General features: G+C 58.6%; 13 protein-coding genes. All 13 read right to left on the reverse strand.

Annotated elements, in window-relative coordinates; genetic code table 11:
• Positions 1 to 103: 103 nt before the first annotated feature.
• The 13 genes from accA to ispC all read right to left on the reverse strand — a co-directional run bounded on the left by accA (position 104) and on the right by ispC (position 16,402).
• Positions 104 to 1,063: an acetyl-CoA carboxylase carboxyl transferase subunit alpha gene (accA, locus tag BVU99_RS03680; protein ID WP_019455765.1), complete on the reverse strand. Its 960-nt coding sequence runs from the start codon at positions 1,061 to 1,063 to the stop codon at positions 104 to 106.
• A gap of 12 nt (positions 1,064 to 1,075) precedes the next feature.
• Complete coding sequence (gene dnaE / locus BVU99_RS03685) at positions 1,076 to 4,564, reverse strand: DNA polymerase III subunit alpha (RefSeq protein WP_025304027.1); 3,489 nt, start codon at positions 4,562 to 4,564, stop codon at positions 1,076 to 1,078.
• 78 nt (positions 4,565 to 4,642) lie between these two features.
• A complete protein-coding gene (gene rnhB, locus BVU99_RS03690; RefSeq protein ID WP_025304028.1) occupies positions 4,643 to 5,236 on the reverse strand; it encodes a ribonuclease HII in 594 nt (197 codons plus the stop codon).
• Positions 5,233 to 6,381 carry a lipid-A-disaccharide synthase gene (gene lpxB, locus BVU99_RS03695; RefSeq protein ID WP_004931967.1) on the reverse strand — a complete coding sequence of 383 codons (1,149 nt, stop codon included), beginning with the start codon at positions 6,379 to 6,381 and terminating at the stop codon, positions 5,233 to 5,235. Before lpxB ends, rnhB begins: the two co-directional genes overlap by 4 nt.
• A 3-nt stretch (positions 6,382 to 6,384) precedes the next feature.
• Entirely contained in the window at positions 6,385 to 7,173 is a 789-nt protein-coding gene (lpxA, locus tag BVU99_RS03700) for an acyl-ACP--UDP-N-acetylglucosamine O-acyltransferase (protein WP_025304029.1), read from the reverse strand.
• Between the two features lie 3 nt (positions 7,174 to 7,176).
• Complete coding sequence (gene fabZ / locus BVU99_RS03705; RefSeq protein WP_004931962.1) at positions 7,177 to 7,632, reverse strand: 3-hydroxyacyl-ACP dehydratase FabZ; 456 nt, start codon at positions 7,630 to 7,632, stop codon at positions 7,177 to 7,179.
• Positions 7,633 to 7,792: 160 nt separating this feature from the next.
• A complete protein-coding gene (gene lpxD / locus BVU99_RS03710; protein ID WP_025304030.1) occupies positions 7,793 to 8,815 on the reverse strand; it encodes a UDP-3-O-(3-hydroxymyristoyl)glucosamine N-acyltransferase in 1,023 nt (340 codons plus the stop codon).
• A 3-nt stretch (positions 8,816 to 8,818) separates the two neighbouring features.
• Entirely contained in the window at positions 8,819 to 9,316 is a 498-nt protein-coding gene (skp, locus tag BVU99_RS03715) for a molecular chaperone Skp (protein ID WP_025304031.1), read from the reverse strand.
• Positions 9,317 to 9,472: 156 nt separating this feature from the next.
• Positions 9,473 to 11,899, reverse strand: a complete 2,427-nt coding sequence (bamA, locus tag BVU99_RS03720; protein WP_099817544.1) for an outer membrane protein assembly factor BamA — start codon at positions 11,897 to 11,899, stop codon at positions 9,473 to 9,475.
• A gap of 35 nt (positions 11,900 to 11,934) precedes the next feature.
• Positions 11,935 to 13,290, reverse strand: a complete 1,356-nt coding sequence (gene rseP, locus BVU99_RS03725; protein WP_025304033.1) for a sigma E protease regulator RseP — start codon at positions 13,288 to 13,290, stop codon at positions 11,935 to 11,937.
• A 27-nt stretch (positions 13,291 to 13,317) separates the two neighbouring features.
• Positions 13,318 to 14,160, reverse strand: a complete 843-nt coding sequence (gene cdsA, locus BVU99_RS03730) for a phosphatidate cytidylyltransferase (RefSeq protein WP_099817545.1) — start codon at positions 14,158 to 14,160, stop codon at positions 13,318 to 13,320.
• 9 nt (positions 14,161 to 14,169) lie between these two features.
• On the reverse strand, positions 14,170 to 14,928 hold the full coding sequence (gene ispU / locus BVU99_RS03735) for a (2E,6E)-farnesyl-diphosphate-specific ditrans,polycis-undecaprenyl-diphosphate synthase (RefSeq protein ID WP_025304035.1): 759 nt from the start codon (positions 14,926 to 14,928) through the stop codon (positions 14,170 to 14,172).
• A gap of 277 nt (positions 14,929 to 15,205) precedes the next feature.
• The gene (ispC, locus tag BVU99_RS03740; RefSeq protein ID WP_049206171.1) at positions 15,206 to 16,402 is read right to left on the reverse strand and encodes a 1-deoxy-D-xylulose-5-phosphate reductoisomerase; all 1,197 of its coding nucleotides are present in this window, start codon (positions 16,400 to 16,402) and stop codon (positions 15,206 to 15,208) included.
• Positions 16,403 to 16,544: the final 142 nt, after the last annotated feature.

A 16,544-nucleotide genomic window follows, 5' to 3' on the forward strand; every position in this document is an offset into this window, starting at 1 on the left:
CCTGTCAGTTAACGGCCAAGTCTCTATAACACCACGAAAATCCGGCGGTGTGTAGCCAAAAAAAAACCGCCCGGAGGCGGTTTCTTGCAGCGAAGAACAGAACTCAGCAGTAGCCGTAGTTCATCAGACGCTGGTAGCGACGGTTGAGCAACTCTTCGTCGTTCAGACCATCCAGATCTTTCAGATCGGCCAGCAGCTGCGCTTTCAGCGCGGCAGCCATCGCCGGCACGTCGCGGTGCGCGGAACCCAGCGGCTCCGGGATCACCGAATCGATCAGCTTCAACTCTTTCAGACGCGGTGCGGTAATGCCCATCGCTTCTGCGGCCAGCGGCGCCTTGTCGGCACTCTTCCACAGGATGGAGGCACAGCCTTCCGGCGAAATCACCGAGTAGGTGCTGTACTGCAGCATGTTCACCTTATCGCCCACGCCGATCGCCAGCGCGCCGCCGGAGCCACCTTCGCCGATGACGGTGCAGATGACCGGGATGTTCAGACGCGACATCTCACGCAGGTTGCGCGCGATGGCTTCTGACTGGCCGCGTTCTTCCGCACCCACGCCCGGATAAGCGCCCGGAGTATCGATAAAGGTGATGAGCGGCATCTTGAAGCGTGCGGCCATTTCCATCAGGCGCAGCGCCTTACGGTAACCTTCCGGCGCCGGCATGCCGAAGTTGCGGCGGATCTTCTCTTTGGTTTCACGGCCTTTCTGGTGCCCGATGATCATCACCGGGCGGCCATCCAGGCGCGCAATGCCACCGACGATCGCTTTGTCGTCAGCGTAAGCGCGATCGCCCGCCAACTCTTCGAAGTCGGTAAAGATATGTTTGATATAATCCAGGGTATAAGGACGGCGCGGGTGGCGTGCCAATTGGGCAATCTGCCAAGCCCCAAGATCGGCAAAAATCTTGCGCGTCAGCTCAACGCTCTTTTCACGCAGGCGCTGAACCTCTTCGTCCAGATTAATATCTAATTTTTCGTCTTGACGGCTGACTGCAGTCAGCGAGTCAATTTTCGCTTCCAGCTCTGCAATCGGCTGTTCAAAATCAAGAAAATTCAGACTCATAGCATTCCTATTTTAGTCAAATTCCAAGTCCACCTGCTCATTGCCTACCAACGTCCGCAAATCGATCAACAAGCGGTCGGTGGGCGTCACGCGCCAGGTTGCGCCAAAACGCAGCTTGGCTCGTGCATCTTCCCGTTGATAGTAGAGATGCACTGGAATCGTCCCCGAGCGATGGGGTTCCAACGACTGACGGAGACGGTTCAAAAGCTGGTCATCAATTTGCCTGTCAGTCAGCGAGATAGCAAGCCCGCGAGCGTATTTTTCCCGGGCTTCACTGATGTCCATTACCTCGCGGGCCATCATTTTAAGCCCGCCGCTAAAGTCATCAAAGCTGACCTGTCCACTGGCGATAAGGATACGGTCTTTTTCCAACAAATGCTGGTATTTTTCTAGCGCTTCGGTGAATAGCATCACTTCCAGACGACCCGAACGGTCATCCAGCGTGCAAATGCCGATACGGTTGCCGCGCTTGGTCACCATGACCCGCGCGGCGACCACCAACCCGACGGCGGTAGTCATTTTGCCCCGATCCGTCGGGTGCATGTCTTTCAAACGCTGGCCACCGGCGTAACGTTCGATTTCCTTCAGGTACTGGGTGATCGGGTGGCCAGTCAGGTAGAGCCCCAGCGTCTCCCGCTCACCGTCCAGCACCACCTGCTCTGGCCAGGGCGCAATATTGGCGTAGGATTGCTCCACCTGCTCCGGCGCTTCCGCCAGTACGCCAAACATATCCACCTGGCCAATAGCTTCGGCTTTCGCATGCTGATCCGCCGCTTTCAACGCGTCGCCGAGCGAATTCATCAGCGCGGCGCGGTGCGGCCCAAGGCGATCGAACGCCCCGGACATGATCAGTTTTTCCAGAATGCGGCGGTTCAGTTTCTTGATGTCAGAGCGCGCGCACAGGTCGAACAGGTCTTTGAAGTAACCTTGTTCGCCGCTGTTGCGCGCCTCGATAATGGCCTCGATCGGCCCTTCCCCCACGCCCTTGATCGCGCCGATGCCATAAACGATCTCGCCATCGTCGTTGACGTGGAAGTGATACAGGCCACTGTTGATGTCCGGCGGCAGGATCTTCAGCCCCATGCGCCAACATTCGTCCACCAGCCCAACCACTTTGTCGGTGTTGTCCATATCGGCGGTCATGACTGCCGCCATAAACTCGGCCGGGTAGTGCGCCTTCAGCCACAGCGTCTGATACGACACCAGCGCATAGGCGGCGGAGTGCGATTTGTTGAAGCCGTAACCGGCGAATTTCTCCACCAGGTCGAAGATTTTCACCGACAGTTCACCGTCGATGCCGCGCGATTTCGCGCCGTCTTCAAAGCCGCCGCGCTGCTTGGCCATTTCGACCGGGTTCTTTTTACCCATCGCACGACGCAGCATGTCCGCGCCACCCAAGGTGTAGCCGGCCAACACCTGGGCAATCTGCATCACCTGTTCCTGATACAGGATGATGCCGTAGGTCGGTTCCAGCACCGGCTTGAGCGACTCGTGCTGCCACTGAATGTCCGGGTAGGAGATCTCTTCGCGGCCGTGCTTGCGGTCGATGAAGTTATCCACCATCCCCGACTGCAGCGGCCCCGGACGGAACAGCGCCACCAGTGCGATCATGTCTTCGAAGCAGTCGGGCTTCAGGCGTTTGATCAAATCTTTCATGCCGCGCGATTCAAGCTGGAACACCGCCGTGGTTTCCGAGCGCTGCAGCATGTCGAAGCTTTTCTTGTCGTCGAGCGGAATGGCGGCGATGTCGATCGGTTCCAGCCCGGTCTTGGCGCGCCGGGCGTTGATCATTTCCAGCGCCCAGTCGATGATGGTCAGAGTACGCAGGCCGAGGAAGTCGAATTTCACCAGCCCGGCGTATTCCACGTCGTTCTTGTCGAACTGGGTCACCGGATGGTGCCCTTCGGCATCGCAGTACAGCGGCGCGAAGTCGGTGATCTTGGTCGGCGCGATCACCACGCCCCCGGCGTGTTTACCGGCGTTGCGCGTTACCCCTTCCAACTTGCGCGCCATGTCGATCAGCGCCTTGACCTCTTCGTCGGCCTCGTAAATCTCCGGCAGCTGCGGTTCGGCGGCGAAGGCTTTCTCCAGCGTCATGCCCGGATCCGGCGGCACCAGTTTGGAGATGCGATCGACGAAGCCGTACGGGTGCCCCAGCACCCGACCTACGTCGCGGATAACCGCTTTCGCCGCCATGGTCCCGAAGGTGATGATCTGCGATACCGCTTCGCGGCCGTACATCTCCGCCACGTGCTCGATCACCTGGTCGCGCTTCTCCATGCAGAAGTCGACGTCGAAGTCGGGCATCGAAACACGTTCCGGGTTCAGGAAGCGTTCGAACAGCAGGTCGAATTCCAGCGGATCGAGGTCGGTGATTTTCAACGCATAGGCCACCAGAGAACCGGCGCCGGAGCCGCGCCCTGGGCCTACCGGCACGTTGTTGTCCTTCGACCACTGGATAAACTCCATCACGATCAGGAAGTAGCCGGGGAACCCCATCTGGTTGATCACCTTCAGCTCAACGTCCAGACGCTCGTCGTATTCCGGGCGGCGCTGCGCGCGCACTTCAGGATCGGGGAACAGGAACTCGAGACGCTCTTCCAGGCCCTCTTTCGATTTGAGCACCAGGAAGTCCTCGGTGCTCATATCGCCGGTTGGGAACTGCGGCAGGAAGTATTCGCCGAGGCGAATGGTGACGTTACAGCGCTTGGCGATCTCGACGCTGTTCAGCAGCGCTTCCGGGATGTCGGCGAACAGCTCGCACATCTCGTCTTCGCTGCGCATGTATTGCTGCGGGCTGTAGTTGCGCGGCCGCTTGGGATCGTCCAGCGTAAATCCGTCGTGAATGGCGACGCGAATTTCATGAGCGTCAAAATCGTCCTCCACCAGGAAGCGCACGTCGTTGGTGGCCACCACCGGCAAGCCGCGCTCGGTGGCCAATGCCACCGCCGCATGCAGATAGTTCTCTTCGTCCGGGCGGCCGGTGCGGATCAGTTCCAGGTAGTAACAGTCCGGGAAATACTGTTGGTAGAAGTCCAGGCATTGATCCACCTGCGCCTGGTTACCGCGCAGCAGGAACTTGCCGACGTCGCCCTGACGCGCGCCGGAAAGCAGGATCAGCCCTTCGCGATGTTCAATCAGCCAGTCGCGATCAATGGTCGGGCCGGCGGCGCCGTAGCCACGCTGATAGGCGCGGGAAATCAGCAGCGTCAGGTTCTGGTAGCCTTCGTTGTTGCTGGCCAGCACCGTCAGCTGAGCCAGTTCGTCGCCCAGCTCATCGCTTTGCACATGGAAATCCGCGCCGATGATCGGTTTGATCCCGGCGCCGTGCGCGCTGCCGTAGAACTTCACCAGCCCGCACAGGTTGGTGAAATCAGTGATTGCCAGAGCAGGCATGGCTAACGCGGCGGCTCTTTTCACCAGCGGCGCCGTCTTGGCCAATCCATCAATCATGGAGTAGTCACTGTGGACGCGCAGGTGAATAAAACGAGGTTCGGCCATCTCCAGATACCTGATTGAAGGGGCTCAGCAGGCTGAGCCCGGGTTAATGCTATCGTCGAGCCCGGTCAGGCCCGCAGACTACAGCGCCAGCGCTCTTTTCACCGGCGCGAAGCTGCGGCGATGATGCTCGGTGGCGCCCAACGCAGCCAGCCGCTCCAGGTGGAGGGCGGTCGGGTAGCCTTTATGCTGCGCGAAACCGTAGTCCGGGAACTCGCTGTCCAGCTCGGCCATTTCGCGATCGCGCGTGACCTTCGCCAGAATGGACGCCGCGCTGATCTCCGCCACACGGCTGTCGCCCTTCACCACCGCCTGCGAACGCATCGGCAGGTTCGGGCAACGGTTACCGTCGATTAAAACCATGTCCGGCGCGATATGCAACCCGGCCACCGCGCGCTGCATCGCCAACATGGTGGCGTGCAAAATATTCAGCTGGTCGATTTCCGCCGGTTCGGCGCGCCCCAGGCTCCAGGAGAGCGCCTTGGCGACGATTTCGTCATACAGCGCCAGGCGGCGTTTTTCACTGAGTTTCTTGGAGTCCGCCAGACCGACGATCGGCTGCGCCGGATCGAGGATCACGGCAGCGGTGACCACCGCGCCGACCAACGGGCCGCGGCCCACTTCGTCCACACCGGCAATCAGCGTGGCAGCGGGATAGATAAAGGGTTCAATCATGCTTTCGCCAGCTCCAACACAGCCTGAGCGGCCTGTTCGTCCGCACCGCAACGAATGCTTTGGTGCAAGGTAAGGAAAGTTTGTTTCAGCGCGTCGGTTTCCGGGCTCTCTTCCAACAGTGGCATCACGGCGGCGGCCAGTTTGTCCGGCACGCAGTCATGCTGCAGCAGCTCGGTGACAATCTCGCGCCCCGCCAACAGATTCGGCAGCGAAACGTAAGGCGTTTTCACCAGCTTCTGCGCCAGCCAGAAAGTGAACGGCTTCATGCGATAGCCCACCACCATCGGGCACTTGGCCAGCATGCACTCCAGCGCCGCCGTGCCGGACGCCAGCAGCGCCGCGTCGCTAGCGATCATCGCCTCGCGCCCCTGGCCGTTCAGCAGATGTACCGTCAGATCCGGCGCAACCTCGGCCTTGATGCGCTCAAACTGCTCGCGCCGTTTGGCGTTAACCAGCGGCACCACCACTTCCAGCTCGGGATAACGCGTGCGCAGCAGCTGCGCGGTTTTGAGGAAGTCGGCGCTCAGCATCTCGACTTCGGCGCCGCGGCTGCCCGGCAGCAAAGCCAAACAGCGCGCCTGCGGAGCGATGCCAAGCTGAGCGCGCGCCGCCAACCGATCGGGCTGCAGCGGCATGGCGTCCGCCATGGTGTGGCCGATAAACCGGCAAGGGACGTTGAAACGATCGTAAAACGCTTTTTCGAAAGGGAGAAAGGCCAGCACCAAATCGGTGGCTTTGCCAATTTTGAAAACGCGCTTTTGCCGCCAGGCCCACACGGACGGGCTGACGTAGTGGATGGTGCGAATGCCGCGCTGCTTGAGGCGGCCTTCCAGCGTGATGTTGAAGTCCGGCGCGTCGATGCCGACAAACACGTCCGGCCGCAGCTCACCGAAGCGGCGAGTGAGATCCTTGCGGATCTTCAAGAGGCGTGGCAAGCGCTCGAGCACTTCCACCACGCCCATGACCGCCAGCTCTTCCATTTCGTACCAGGCTTCGCAGCCTTCGGCCTGCATTAGCGGACCGGCGACGCCAACGAAACGCGCGTCGGGGATCTGCGCCTTGAGCGCGCGGATCAAACCGGCGCCGAGAATGTCACCGGAGGTTTCTCCGGCGACCAGTCCGATAGTCAATGGACGATTCGACATAGCTCAGCGAATGATGCCGCGGGTGGAACGGGTGAAGAAATCGAGGTACTGCTGCACCACCGGCTGCTCTTTGGCCAGGGCTTCGATTTCCGCCTTCGCTTCATCCAGCGTTTTTTCACTGCGATACAGGATTTTGTAGGCGTTGCGGATCGCCTGCATTTCATCCTTATCAAAACCGCGGCGCTTCAGGCCGACCGCGTTGACGCCAAATGGCGTAGCGTGGTTGCCCTGAGCGATGACGAATGGAGGCACGTCCTGAGCGACACCGGAACAACCGCCTACCATCACATGCGCACCGATAATGCAGAACTGGTGGATCGCCGTCATGCCGCCGATAATGGCGTGATCGTCGATTTCCACATGCCCCGCCAGCGTGGCATTGTTGGCCAACACGCAAGAATTGCCGACCACACAGTCGTGGGCAACGTGCACATTGACCATCAGCAGGTTATCGTTGCCCACTTTGGTCAGGCCGGTGCCCTGCGCAGTGCCGCGGTGAATGGTGACGCTTTCGCGGATGCGGTTGCGATCGCCCACTTCAACGCGCGTCGGTTCGCCTGCGTATTTCAGATCCTGGTTCACTTCACCGATGGAAGCGAACTGATAAATCTGGTTATCGCAGCCAATCTTGGTAATACCGTTCACCACCACGTGGGATTTCAGCACCGTGCCGGCGCCGATTTCCACCTGGGAGCCGACGTAGCAGAAAGGGCCGATATGCACGTTGGCGCCGATCACGGCGCCCTCTTCGACTATCGCGCTAGGATGGATAAAGGCGGTTTGGTCAATCACGGATTAAGCCTCCCGGCTGCGGGCACACATCATGGTTGCTTCGCAGACAATTTTACCGTCAACGGTCGCCACGCCTTTGAAGCGAGTCAGACCGCGGCGAGTTTTCTCGAAGGTGACTTCCATGACCATCTGATCGCCTGGCACCACAGGGCGCTTGAAGCGTGCTTCGTCGATACCGGCGAAGTAATACAGCTCGCCCGGCTCCAGTTTGCCGACGCTTTTAAACGCCAGGATACCGGTGGCCTGCGCCATGGCTTCCAGGATCAATACGCCTGGGAAAATCGGTTTGCCAGGGAAGTGGCCCTGGAAAAACGGTTCGTTCACCGATACGTTCTTCACCGCACGCAGATATTTGTGCTCTTCAAACTCGAGGACGCGGTCGACCAGCAAGAACGGGTAACGGTGAGGAAGCAGATCCAAAATTTCTGCAATATCCAGAGTATGAGTGTCAGTAGTCAAAATACTCTTCCTGTCTCTAAAAACTGATGGCATCAACAACACGGCCTGCGCTGACCCCAAAAGGAGATCATCATGCAGGCCGCAAATTAACATCTCTTTGCGCTTTTGGTCTCACGACCAACGCGTTTCGTTTTGTACCCGCTAGGGCGGGCGGCAATGATTAGTCTTTTCCGACTTTACGTTCGACAGCTTTCAAGCGTTTGCTGATCTCATCGATATTCATCACCAACGCAGCGGTTTTACGCCAAACCTTGTTAGGCTGCAACGGAATGCCCGAAGAGTATACCCCAGGTTCGGTGATTGGTCGCATAACCATTCCCATTCCGGTGACAACCACCTTGTCGGCAATTTCCATGTGACCGTTGATCACGCTGGCACCGCCAATCTGGCAGTAGCGGCCGATTTTCAGGCTGCCGGCCATGATCACACCGCCGGCGACGGCGGTATTGTCGCCAATCACGACGTTATGTGCAATCTGGCATTGGTTGTCGATGATAACACCATTCCCGATTTGGGTGTTATCCAAAGCGCCGCGGTCAATGGTGGTGCAAGCGCCGATTTCGACGCGATCGCCGATAATCACCGTGCCCAACTGAGGGATTTTGATCCACTCGCCGCGCTCATTCGCATAGCCGAAACCGTCTGCGCCGATCACGGTGCCCGACTGGATCAGGCAACGCTGGCCGATTTCGACCGCATGATAAATCGTGACGTTCGCCCACAGACGCGTTCCCGCGCCGATGCGTGCGTGTTTGCCGATGAAGCAGCCCGGGCCGATAACCACGTTATCGCCAAGCACCGCACCCGACTCGATCACCGCGTTCGCCCCAATGGCGACATTCTGCCCCAGCTGCGCTTCAGGTGAGATCACCGCGCTTGGCGCGATATCCTGGGCCGGCGACGGCGTGGTGTCCATCAGCTGCGCCATGCGCGCATAGGTCAGGTAAGGGTTCTTAACCACCAGCGCCGCAGCACGGCAGTGTGGTAAATCCGCTTCGGTAAGCACCACGGCGCTTGCCTGGCAGGAAGACAGCTGCTCTTGATAGCGGCTGTTTGACAAAAACGTGATTTGGCCAGGCTGTGCCGAATGCATAGAAGCAATGCCGGTGATGACGAGATCGCCATCACCGTGCAATTGTGCATCCAACTGCTGCGCTAAATCAGCCAGTCGAATTGAAAGCATGTGTTATTTAACCTGTTTCAGCACGTCAGCAGTGATATCTTTGGAAGAGTCTGCATAGGCAACGGCGTTGGCGTCGATCACCACGTCATAACCGCCTTTGCTGGCGACAGATTTCACCGCGTCCTGAATGCGGCTCAGGATCTTGTTACGCTCTTCCATCTGGCGACGACGGTTGTCCTGCTCGAAAGCCTGCGCTTTCTGAGAGAACTGCTCGCGCTGCGCCATCACGTCTTTTTCCAACTTGCTGCGATCGCTGGCTTTCATGGTAGCGCCGTCACGCTGCAGACGCTGCATTTTGGTCTGCAGGCTACGTTCCATGTTCTGGAGTTCGCTTGCACGGCCTTTAAACTCGTTTTCCAGCTGTTTAGCGACCGTTTCGCGGGCCGGCAGCTGTTGGAAAATGCTGGAGACGTTAACGACAGCGATCTTATCTGCTGCCTGAACGCCAGCTGAAGCAGCCATTGCTAAACCGAGGCCTGCGGCACACAACCACTTTTTCACTATAAACTCCTTACCATCACCCATTTGTGTCATATGACACTGAAGTACACAATTTGCCAGACTTGTCCCACCAAACAATGAGAATCATCTCCCTCTGCCGGCGGGCGCCTGGCCATTGCGATTCTTAATAACTGTTATGCCCAGAGGCGAGACCCGTTACCAGGTCTTACCGATGTTAAACTGGAACTGTTCGGACTTGTCGCCTTCGTATTTCTTGATCGGGTTGGCGTAAGAGAACACCAACGGCCCCAGTGGCGACATCCACTGCAGCGCGATACCGGCGGAAGAACGAATATTACTGGCTTTGCTGTAGTCCGGCACGCCGTACATCAGCGTTTCGTTGGTATTCTTCCACTTGGTGTCCCACACGGTACCGGCATCGATGAACAGCGACGTCCGCACCGAGTTGGCGTATTTCTCGCTGATGAACGGCGTCGGGGTGATCAGCTCCAGGCTGGCGACCGCCATGGCGTTACCGCCTACCGCGTCATCCGAGCTACAGATGCTCTGACGATCGGTCGTGCTGCCGGCGTTGAACTGACACTGGTACGAGTTGGAGTTGTAGTACACCGCCTTCGGACCAATGGTGTTGGACTGGAAGCCGCGCACGGTGCTCGAACCACCGGCATAGAAGTTCTCATAGAACGGCATTTCCTTGCCGCCCAGCCCATCCGCGTAACCCAGACGGCCGCGACCCAACAGCACCCAGGTGCGGTCGTCGTTGATCGGCACGTACTGTACGCTGTCCAGCGTCACCTTGTAGTATTCGTTGTCCGAGCCCGGAATGGTGACCTTGCCGTTCAACGTGGTACGGTTACCCGAGGTCGGGAAGTAGCCGCGGTCCAGGTTGTTATAGGTCCAGCCCAGGTTCAGCGTAAAGTCGTCCGTCGAGTAGCTGGCGCGGTCGGTCTTGTTCGCATCCACGCCCATCGAGTCGAGGTAACGCCACATGGCGATCTGCGGCTGCATGTTCGACAGACCGTTGTGGACGTAGCCCAGGCCGGTGCGCAACGAGTTGTTTTCGTTGATCGGGAAGCCCAGCGTGCCGTCGATACCGTAACTCTTGTTGGTATAGTCCGACAGATCCGCGTCATCCGCCTTAAAGTCGTTGTAGAAGATGCGGCCGCCCAGGCTCACACCGTCAACGGTGAAGTACGGGTTGGTGACCGACAGTTCGGTATAGGTCTGGTAGTCGTTCTTGGTGCCGCTGATGCCGACCGAGTAGCCGGTACCCAACCAGTTATCCTGCTGCACGCCGGCCTGGAAGCTGACGCCGCTCTCGGTGCCGTAACCGACGCCGAAGTTAAAGGTACCAGTGTTGCGTTCTTTCACCTTATAGGTCACGTCGACCTGATCGGCGGTGCCCGGCACGCGCTGGGTTTCCACGTCAACCGTTTCGAAATAGCCCAGACGGTTCAGACGCTCTTTACCCTGCTCGACCTGCTCGTTGCCGAGCCAGGCGCCTTCCATCTGGCGCATTTCGCGACGCAGTACGGAATCCTTGCTGGTGTCGTTACCTTCGAACTTGATGCGACGCACGTAGAAGCGGTTGCCCGCGTCAACGTTGACGTGCAGCTTGACGGTTTTATCCGCGTCGTTGATCTCAGGCTGAGTGCCGACGCGCGGGTAGGCGTAACCATAACGGCCCAACATCGTTTTGATGTTGTCTTCCATTTTGGTCACCTTGCTGCCGTTGTACAGCTCGCCTGGCTCAATTTTGGTGAGCTGAGCGACTTCCGCCGAGTGGCCGGCCAGGTTGCCGTTCACGACAACATCGGAAAGCTTGTACTGCTCGCCTTCGGTGATGTTGATGGTGATGTAGATGCCTTTTTTATCCGGCGTCAGGCTCACCTGGGTAGAATCGATGTTGAAGCGGGCATAGCCGCGATCCAGATAGAAGCTGCGCAGGGTTTCGAGATCGCCCGCCAGTTTCTGCTTCTGGTATTTGCGGTCGCCGACCAGGTTCCACCACGGCACTTCGTCACGCAGTTGGAAGCGTGAGATCAGTTCGTCGTTGGTGAAAGCATGGTTGCCGACGATGTTGATTTGTTGAATCTTGGCGGAGACCCCTTCCGTGAACACCAGTTTCAGGTCGACACGGTTGCGCGGCAACGGCGTGACTACGGCTTTCACCGAGGCGCTGTATTTACCGACGCTGTAGTAGAAGTCTTCCAGCCCTTTTTCAATGCTGGAGATCGTGGTGCGGTCGAGCGCCTCGCCCACCCGGACGCCGGAGGCTTCCAGGTTCTGCTTGAGCATGTCATCTTTCACCGACTTGTTGCCGGAGAAAGTGATGCTGGCGATGGTAGGACGTTCCTTCACCTGCACGATCAAGGTATTACCATCGCGCAGTACGCGCACGTCCTCGAAGTTGCCGGTGGCAAACAAGGCACGAATGGTATTACTGATGTCATCGTCAGTGACGGTATCGCCGACGCGAACCGGCATGTTGAGTAACGCCGCACCGACGGCAACTCGCTGCAGGCCTTCGAAATGAATGTCTTTCACTACGAACCCGTCTGCACCGTATACGGTGGCGCTGCCAAACAGCAGCGACGCTATGAGCAACTTTTTCATCGCCATCGTTGTTATGCGTTCTTCCTAACCTATCCCCGCCCCTAGAGGCGGGAAAAATCATTGAAAAGTGCAAGACCCATCAACAACACCAGCACGATCGAACCTATGCGGTAGCTGTAGTCCTGTACTCGCTCGGAAACCGGCCCACCCTTCAGCTTTTCTATCGCCAGGAAGAGGAGATGCCCACCATCTAACACCGGTAATGGGAACAGGTTGATGATCCCCAGGTTGACGCTAATCAACGCCAGGAACATCAGATAATACACGAATCCGACTCCGGCTGACGCCCCAGCTCCCTGTGCAATCGAGATCGGGCCACTCAGGTTGTTCAGCTTTACATCACCGGTTATTAATTTGCCCAGCATGTTGACCGTCAGCCGCATCAGCTGCCAGGTCTTGTCGCCGGCCTGATACAGCGCCGGGAACGGTCCATACTGGCGAATCGTCTTATACTCTTCCGGCAGCGGCAGCACCTTTGGAATGATGCCTGCAAACCCCACCGATTTGTCTTTTCCCACCGGCTTTGTATCCGGTATCAGCGTCAAAGACAAGGGGGCGCCGTTTCTTTCAATCTCCAAAGCCAGCGGCTGCCCCGGGCCATCGTGGATACGCTTCACCAGCGTCTGCCAACGACCCAACGGCTGACCATCGACTTTAACGATCCTGTCCCCCGCTTGTAAACCCGCCTTTTGCGCCGCCGAGTTAGGCTGCACTTCCGCCAACACGGATTCGATCTGCGGGCCGCGCGGCATAATGCCCAGCGCGACAACGGGATCCTGCTTGTCCGGTTCAAAGTTCCACTGGCGCAAATCCAGGGTTTTGGTCACCACCTGCGAAGAGCCGAACGGCGCGACGCCGACTTCGGTTTGCGCATCGCCAATCTTCGCCACCAGCGCCAGACGAACTGATTCCCAATCAGGCGTTTCGATGCCGTCAACCGACTTTAGTTCCATGCCAGACGAAATTTCGGCCTTGGCGGCGATGGATTGCGGCGCGATTTCGCCGATCACCGGGCGGAAACTCGGCACGCCGATGATGAACACCAGCCAATAGGCAAGGATAGCAAACAGGAAGTTGGCGATGGGGCCGGCGCTGATGATGGCCGCACGCTGCCAGACGGTTTTGTTGTTAAAGGCCTGATGGCGCATTTCCGGCGCCACCGACTCCACGCGCTCGTCCAGCATCTTCACGTAACCGCCAAGCGGGATCAGAGCGATGACGTACTCGGTGCCCTGGCGATCGGTACGGCGCCACAGCGCCCGGCCGAAGCCGATGGAAAAGCGTTCAACGCGCACGCCGCAACGACGGGCAACCCAAAAGTGTCCGAACTCATGCACGGTAATCAAGATACCGAGCGCAATCAGAAACGCCACCAGGTTCCAAAGCACGCTGACCATCATCCCTCACTTTCCGTCATCGACGGATTAAAACACCAACAGCATCAGGCAGGCAAACACCGGCACCGCCGCGGTCAGGCTGTCGATACGATCCAGTATGCCGCCATGACCGGGAATCAAATGCCCGCTGTCCTTGATGCCCGCTTCGCGTTTGAACATGCTTTCGGTCAAATCGCCCAGCACCGAAGCCAGCGCGGCGATCACCGAACAGGCCAGCAGCGTGGTCGGCACCACGTTCAGTGGCGCGTAGCGGCCGAACAGCCAGGAAATGACCGCCGACGTCAGCAGCCCGCCGATCAACCCTTCCCAGGTTTTACCCGGCGAGACCTTCGGCGCCAGTTTATGCTTGCCGAACAGCTTGCCGAACATGTAGGCGCCGGAATCCGCGCCCCACACCAGCAGCATCACGTACAGCAGCCACCAGGCGCCGGTAAACGGATTTTGCTCGTAGCCGAACTGGCGCAGCGCCAGCATGCCCCAAAAGAACGGCACGATGGTCAGCAAGCCGAACAGCAGGCGCAGCGGGCGCGAATTGCGCCAGATAGAGGCCGAGCCGGGATAGAACAACACCAGCAGCAACGCCGCCAGCCACCAGGCCAGCGACAGCCACAGCGAGCCGCTTATCTGCGGCACGGATTGATGGTAAGCGGGGACGCTGAGCATCATCAACGCCAGCAGAAAACCGCACAGTATCGCCAACCAGATGCGCTGCGAACGGGAGGTAAAACCGGCCAATTGGCCCCACTCCCAGGCTGCTAACATGCACACGACGAGCGTTACCAGAGCAAAGGCCAGCGGCGGCAACAGGAACAGCGCCGCGATAACGATCGGGATTAAAATCAGAGCAGTTATGAGGCGATACTTCAGCAAAAGTTCTCCCTAGGACGCATCGGCGCCGATAGGTGTTGTTCCCCCGAAGCGGCGCTCACGTTGTGCAAATGCATTCAGCGCACCTTCAAAGACAAGTTCATCGAAATCAGGCCAGAGCACATCAGTAAAGTAAAGTTCAGCATAGGCGATTTGCCACAGCAGGAAGTTACTGATGCGATGCTCGCCACCGGTGCGGATAACCAGATCCACCGGCGCCAGGTCGCTCATGCAAACCCGCTCGCTCAATAATTCCTCGCTGATCTGATCCGGGTGCAACTCCCCTACCCGTACCTGTTCGGCCAGTTCCCTTACTCCCTGAATGATATCCCAACGGCCACCGTAGTTGGCAGCGATATTGAGCGTCAGGCCATCGTTATTTTCCGTCAGTGCTTCAGAGCGGCGGATCCGCTCCTGCAAACGCGCGCTGAATCGGCTGATATCGCCGATCACCCGCAGCCTGACGTTATGTTTATGCAGGCTTTTTACTTCACTATCCAGAGCGCGGACAAAAAGCTCCATCAGGGCGGAGACTTCCTGCACCGGACGGTTCCAGTTTTCGCTGCTGAAGGCATAAAGCGTGAGTGCATCTAAATGGTGGCTGGCGGCAAAACTGACCGCGCGGCGAACCGATTTCACCCCTGCTTTATGACCGAAGACACGTAACTTGCCCTGACGTTTGGCCCAGCGTCCGTTACCGTCCATGATAATGGCGACATGGCGCGGCCCCTGGGAAGATGGATTAGCCTCTTGTTGGTTTGCGGACGACATAACTCGTACTTATTTCCTCAGTAGAAATATAACTGCCTTTCCGGAACATCAGGCCCTTACGCGCAAAAAAAGCCGTGTGCCCGACACGGCTTTCAGCCTGCCCTCGCGATACCCGGCACAGCCGGGCCGCCATTGGCGCACAGAGCGCCAATCGGGCCATAATTCAACGGTATAACCGCTGACAGGTGGCGCAGACTATACCACCTCAGCGGGGCATGAACAAACGGCCCCGCTGCGGCACGCGCGAATTACGAGCAAAATCGGATAATCGCCGTGATCAGCCGCACAACGCGCGAACGCGCTCCTCGGCAGCGGCGCGCGCCTGACGGTCAATGTCTAAGACCGCGTCGATGCAGGTCGGTTCCTGCAGCGCGAGACGTTCCACCACCTGGCGGTTGACCGCGGCAATGTCGGTAAAGCGGATCTGCTGCTGCAAAAATGCCGCCACGGCGATTTCGTTGGCCGCGTTCAGCGCGGTGGTCGCCGCCTGACCGGCCTCGAACGCCTCGATCGCCAAGTACAGGCAAGGATAACGTTCGCGTTCCGGTTCGGCGAAGGTCAGCGAACCGATGCGGCAGAAGTCCAGCGCTTCCACGCCGGAGTTCACGCGCTGCGGATACGCCATCGCGTGGGCGATCGGCGTGCGCATATCCGGCGTCCCCAACTGCGCCAGCACGCTGCCGTCGGCATAGCGCACCATCGAGTGAATCACCGACTGCGGGTGCAGGATCACTTCCATTTGCTCGGCCGAGGCGTTAAACAGCCAGCGGGCCTCAATGTATTCCAGACCTTTGTTCATCATGGTGGCGGAATCCACCGAGATCTTGCGGCCCATCGACCAGTTCGGGTGGGCGCAGGCTTGATCCGGCGTCATCGCGGCGAACTGTTCCAACGGCGTGGTGCGGAACGGGCCGCCGGAACCGGTAAGCACGATGCGCGAAACACCATGACTGTCCAGTGAAGAGTATCCCAACTGACGCTGAATGTTCTCAGGCAAACTCTGAAAAATTGCGTTGTGCTCGCTGTCGAGCGGCAGCAGTTGCGCCTGGCTTTGCCGCACCGCGTCCATAAACAGACGGCCGCAGGTGACCAGCGATTCTTTGTTGGCCAGCAGTACCTGTTTGCCGGCGCGGATCGCCGCCAGCGTCGGCAACAGCCCCGCAGCGCCGACGATGGCCGCCGTCACTTGATCGACGTCATCCAACGCTGCCAGCTCGCAGGCCGCTTGTTCTCCGGCCAAGACTTCGGTAACGACACCGTTTTCCGCCAGGACAGCGCGCAGCTCGCGCGCAGCGTTTTCATCCGCCATCGCGGCGAAGGCGGGCCGGAATTCCATGCATTGCTGCGCCATGACCGCGACGTTACGGCCGGCCACCAGCGCTTTGATCGCAAAACGGTCGGGATTCGCCCTGACCACGGCCAGGGTACTGGTCCCTACCGAGCCGGTCGAGCCAAGAATGGTCAGTTGCTTCATGAGTTCACTCTGAATAACTGTCTGATGAGATCGGAGGTGTTCCAGTGTGGAACCTTGGACACCGCTTGTCCATGATCTTTCAGTACGATGAAACGGGATCTGCGCCACAAAAAACAAAGCGCCGCCCAGGCGACGCTTTCTT

The organism is Serratia sp. OLAL2, assembly GCF_002752475.1.
GTDB classification, from domain to species: Bacteria; Pseudomonadota; Gammaproteobacteria; order Enterobacterales; family Enterobacteriaceae; genus Serratia; species Serratia bockelmannii.